At 73.8% G+C, this 3,941-nt stretch carries 7 protein-coding genes; 1 reads left to right on the plus strand and 6 read right to left on the minus strand.

Annotated elements, in window-relative coordinates; translation table 11 throughout:
- Both QH283_RS25325 and QH283_RS25330 read right to left on the minus strand, forming a co-directional pair.
- The coding region (locus tag QH283_RS25325; protein ID WP_280505441.1) for a hypothetical protein at window positions 1-226 on the minus strand (226 nt) is incomplete at its 3' end.
- Window positions 227-269: 43 nt separating this feature from the next.
- Window positions 270-449, minus strand: coding sequence for a hypothetical protein (locus QH283_RS25330; protein ID WP_280505442.1), 180 nt, complete (start codon window positions 447-449; stop codon window positions 270-272).
- Between the two features lie 314 nt (window positions 450-763).
- Between QH283_RS25330 and QH283_RS25335 the strand changes: the two genes are divergently transcribed.
- Complete coding sequence (locus QH283_RS25335; RefSeq protein WP_280505443.1) at window positions 764-1,027, plus strand: LapA family protein; 264 nt, start codon at window positions 764-766, stop codon at window positions 1,025-1,027.
- 34 nt (window positions 1,028-1,061) lie between these two features.
- Here QH283_RS25335 and QH283_RS25340 read toward each other — a convergent pair whose 3' ends face one another.
- The 4 genes from QH283_RS25340 to QH283_RS25355 form a co-directional block, all read right to left on the minus strand.
- Window positions 1,062-1,274 carry a CDGSH iron-sulfur domain-containing protein gene (locus QH283_RS25340; RefSeq protein WP_280505447.1) on the minus strand — a complete coding sequence of 71 codons (213 nt, stop codon included), beginning with the start codon at window positions 1,272-1,274 and terminating at the stop codon, window positions 1,062-1,064.
- 10 nt (window positions 1,275-1,284) lie between these two features.
- Window positions 1,285-1,965 carry a HemK2/MTQ2 family protein methyltransferase gene (locus QH283_RS25345; RefSeq protein ID WP_280505444.1) on the minus strand — a complete coding sequence of 227 codons (681 nt, stop codon included), beginning with the start codon at window positions 1,963-1,965 and terminating at the stop codon, window positions 1,285-1,287.
- Window positions 1,958-2,959 carry an iron-containing redox enzyme family protein gene (locus tag QH283_RS25350; protein WP_280505445.1) on the minus strand — a complete coding sequence of 334 codons (1,002 nt, stop codon included), beginning with the start codon at window positions 2,957-2,959 and terminating at the stop codon, window positions 1,958-1,960. Before QH283_RS25350 ends, QH283_RS25345 begins: the two co-directional genes overlap by 8 nt.
- Before the next feature lie 151 nt (window positions 2,960-3,110).
- Window positions 3,111-3,941 (minus strand): glucose 1-dehydrogenase (locus tag QH283_RS25355; RefSeq protein WP_280505446.1); only part of this gene is annotated, 831 nt, incomplete at its 5' end.

Here is a 3,941-nt window from a genome sequence, read left to right on the forward strand (position 1 = left end):
CCCCCCCCCCCCCCCCCCCCCCCCCCCCCCCCCCCCCCCCCCCCCCCCCCCCCCCCCCCCCCCCCCCCCGGCCGCCCCCCCCCCCCCCCCCCGCGGGCGCCCCGGGGGGCGCCCCGGCCCCCCCCCCCCCCCCCCCCCCCCCCCGCGCCCCCCCCCCCCCGCCCCCCCCCCCCCCGCCCCCCCCCCCCCCCCCGGTCCGGGTGATACCCGTGGCGGCCCGGTTCAATCCCGGCGGCGGCGCGGGTCTGTTCCCGGCCGGCGGCGCGGGATCAGACGTCGGGGTCGTCCTGCCGGCCGTGGGCGGGGCCGGGACCGGCCAGGTCGCCGCCGTCCTCGTCGGGCATGGGCTCGTCGGGCATGGGCTCGGTGGCCCGGTCCGGGTTGGTCCGGTCCTCCTGGTCCGGCCGGTGATCGCGCTCGTCGGTGCGGGGGTCGTCGGATCGGCTCATGGGCAGGTTCTTTCGGTCGCTGTCGGCTGTCGCGTACGCGCTACCCGGGGCGATGCGAGGCAAACCGGGCGGCACGGTCGCTTCACCCGGTTCGGGTGATCCAGACCGGCGTGCCCGGTCCTAGCGTGGAGCGCACTCGCCGAACCGCGATGACCCGACTACATCCCGAGGTGCGCCGTGACGTTCAGGGAAGTGTCGTACCGGGCAGTGCCACCGCGAGCCGTGCCACCGCGTGCAGTGCCACCGCGAGCTGTCGACGCCGGGCCGGCGCCGGAGCGAAACGTCGGGCTCGCGCCGGCGACGGGGGCCGGGGCATGAGCAGGCGGGCCGGGTCCGGCCCCGCGCATGCGGCCGAGCCGGAGCCGAGGCGGTCGCTGCTCGCGCGGGTGTCGCCCACCCAGTGGCTGGCGCTGGTGCTGGTGGTGCTGGCCCTGGTGTTCATCTTCGCCAACCGCCGTCAGGTCGAGATCGAATTCCTGCTCGTCACGGTGCGTTCGCCGCTGTGGCTGATCCTGTTGCTGGTGTTCGCGATCGGGTGGCTGGTCGGGGCGCTGACCGCGCGGCGGCGCACCCGCTGAATCCGCGGCGGCGGCACGAGGCGTCGCCGGCCGGTCAGTCGGCGGGGCGCGGTGGCGGCGGGATGACCGGTCCACCCGCGCCGAGCTTGCGCCTGCGGTGGCTGGTGTCGCACAGCGGATAGGTCTTGGACCGTCGGCACAGGCAGATCGCGACCAGGAAGCGGTCGCAGTGGATGGTGCGCCCGTCGGGGGTGACCAGGTCGATCGGTCCCTCCACGAGGGCGGGGCCGTCGGTGGTGAAGGTCATGCGCCTGCGGTCAGCGTCGGATGCGGTCACCGCGGATCACCACCAGATCTTCGGTCCGGGTCGCCGGATCGATGCGCCGGGTCGCGAAGAGCCAGGCGGCGCGGGAGCGCAGCACCGGGCCGAACGGGACGGTGGCGCGGGCGACGACGGCGGTCTTGAGGCCCTGTTCGCGCAGCGCGTCGATGGTGCGATCCGGGTCGGACAGCGCCGAGTGCACGATCAGGGTGGTGCCGCGCGGGGACAGCGCCGAGGGCACCAGCTCGCACAGCCGGTCGAGGACGGCGCGACCGTCCACACCGGCGTCCCAGGCGCGGGCGGCGCCGACCGGATCGTCGTGCGGCGCAGGCACATAGGGTGGATTGGCGACCACCAGGTCATAGGGCCTGCGGCCGAACACCGAGGCGAAATCCCCGCAGTGCACCTCGGCGAACACCCCGCGCAGGTGCAGGTTCACCCAGGCCGCGGCGGCGGCCCGGCGGGAGATGTCGACCGCGGTGACGGTGGCCGCGCCGATGCGGTGGGCGGCGATGGCCAGCGCGCCGGTGCCGGTGAACACGTCGAGCGCGTGCGCCCCGCGCGGGATGCCCGCCTCGGCGATGGCGCGGGCCAGCAGCCAGGTGTCGGCCTGCGGCGGGTAGACGCCGGGGGGACGCAGCAGGGCGCGCCGGGGAATGCGCAGCGGGTTATGCATCGATCGCTCCTTCGCGGAGGGAACTCCGACCGGCTCGCCACGCCGAGAGCACGTGATCGGCGAAGCGGTCCTCCAGGAAGTTCGTGACCTGGATACCGAAGGTCATGGCCGCGCGCTGGTCCGGCTCCCTGGCCAGCAGGTCGCCGATCACCCCGGCGCGCATGACCTGTTCGTGCACGGCGTCGGCCTCGACGTGCTCGGCGTAGAAGCGCACGCACGCCGGGGCGGCGTCGAACCGGCGCAGGATCCGCACCAGCCGTTCCGAGGCGGGCGGGGAGGTGATCTCCACGCTCGCGAAGTGCCCGACCAGCGCGCCGCGGTGCACGCGGTGCAGGCCGAACAGCGACATCATGTTGACCAGCGCCAGCATCGGGGCGCCCACGTCGTCGAGATAGTGCAGGTAGCCGGGGTGCAGTCCGGCTCCGGCGAGCAGATCCGCGTACAGCTGCGCGTGCACGCGGTCACCGTGGCCGCCGCCGAACTCGTCGAACTCCACCGCCACCAGCGACGCCTTGGCCTGCCCGCGCAGACGCGGGATCACCCACACGTAGGGGTCGGCCTCCTTGTGGTGGTAGATCGAGCGGTGCACGAAGTACTCCCGCACCTGCCACCAGTGCCCTTCCTCCAGCAGGAACGCGCCGGTGCCGGACGGCTTCTCCGGGACGACCAGCAGCGCCTCCAGCTCGTCCTCCAGCCGGTCGCCACCTGGCACGGCCGCGCGCAGCGCGTCGAGGAACACCTGTTCCATCCCGGCGCGCAGCCCGAGCAGGCCGGGGTCCCACTCCCAGCCGGGATCGACCTCGCCGTAGCCCTGGTAGTGCAGCTCGTAGCAGGTGTGCAGGGCCAGTTGCAGGTCGTCGCCGAAGGGGTCGTCCACCGGGCCGAGCGAGGGCGGGGCGGCGCCGGGAGAACGCCCGAGCAGCTCGATCACCGCTTCCGACAGCGGGCCGCGCGCGGTGGGGCGCGTCGGCGGCGAAGCGACGGCGATGGTCATCGGGGGTCCCCCTGCTTCCGGGAAAGATGATCTAGCGAGTGATCCGGCTATACCCGACGGCCCCGGCCCGAAACGGACGAATGCCCTGGCGAGGCGCTCGCCAGGGCGGTCAGCGCGTCCTCTCCCGGCCGGCGAGGGGCGGGGTGCGGCGCTAGAGGATGGGCCGTCCGCCGGTGACCGCGATGCGCGCCCCGGAGATGTAGCTGCCGTCGTCGGAGGCCAACAGCACGTAGGCCCCGGCCAGCTCCGCGGGCTGGCCGGCGCGGCCGAGCGGGGTGTCGTCGCCGAACTTCGCGACCTTCTCCGGCGGCATGGTGGACGGGATGAGCGGGGTCCAGATCGGCCCGGGCGCGACGCTGTTGACCCGGATGCCGCGTTCGCCGAGCATCTGGGCCAGGCTGGCGGACAGGTTCGCGATGGCGGCCTTGGTGGCGGCGTAGGGCGCCAGCGTCGGGGACGGCATATCGGAATTGACCGAGGAACTGCCGATGATGGAACCGCCCGAGGGCATGTGCGGCAGCGCCGCCTTCACCAGGGAGAAGTACGCGCCGACATTCAGTTTGAAGGTGTGGTCGAATTCCTCCTCGCTGATCTCCTCGATCGTCTCGTGCGTCATCTGATAGGCGGCATTGCTCACCAGCACGTCGATCCGGCCGAATTCCCGCACGGCCCGGTCGACGACCGCGCGGCAGTGCGCGGGATCGGCGAGATCGCCCGGCACCAGCACCGCGCGCCTGCCCGCGTCCGCCACCAGGGCCGCGACCTCCTCGGCGTCGTCGTGCTCGTCGAGATAGGAGATCAGCACGTCCGCGCCCTCGCGAGCGAAGGCGATCGCCACCGCGCGACCGATACCGCTGTCCGCGCCGGTGATCACCGCCGCTTTCCCGGTCAATTTCCCCGATCCGCGATAACTTTGTTCACCGCAATCGGGCACCGGCGTCATCCGCGACTGCACGCCGGGCACCTGCTGCTGTTGTTCGGG

It is taken from the genome of Nocardia farcinica, from assembly GCF_029867845.1.
In the GTDB taxonomy this organism is placed as follows: domain Bacteria; phylum Actinomycetota; class Actinomycetes; order Mycobacteriales; family Mycobacteriaceae; genus Nocardia; species Nocardia farcinica_A.

Coding starts and splice junctions, on each gene's coding strand:
- QH283_RS25345 (WP_280505444.1), bottom strand. CDS start 1,965: ATGCATAACCCGCTGCGCATTCCCCGGCGCGCCCTGCTGCGTCCCCCC.
- QH283_RS25330 (WP_280505442.1), bottom strand. CDS start 449: ATGAGCCGATCCGACGACCCCCGCACCGACGAGCGCGATCACCGGCCG.
- QH283_RS25350 (WP_280505445.1), bottom strand. CDS start 2,959: ATGACCATCGCCGTCGCTTCGCCGCCGACGCGCCCCACCGCGCGCGGC.
- QH283_RS25340 (WP_280505447.1), bottom strand. CDS start 1,274: ATGACCTTCACCACCGACGGCCCCGCCCTCGTGGAGGGACCGATCGAC.
- QH283_RS25335 (WP_280505443.1), top strand. CDS start 764: ATGAGCAGGCGGGCCGGGTCCGGCCCCGCGCATGCGGCCGAGCCGGAG.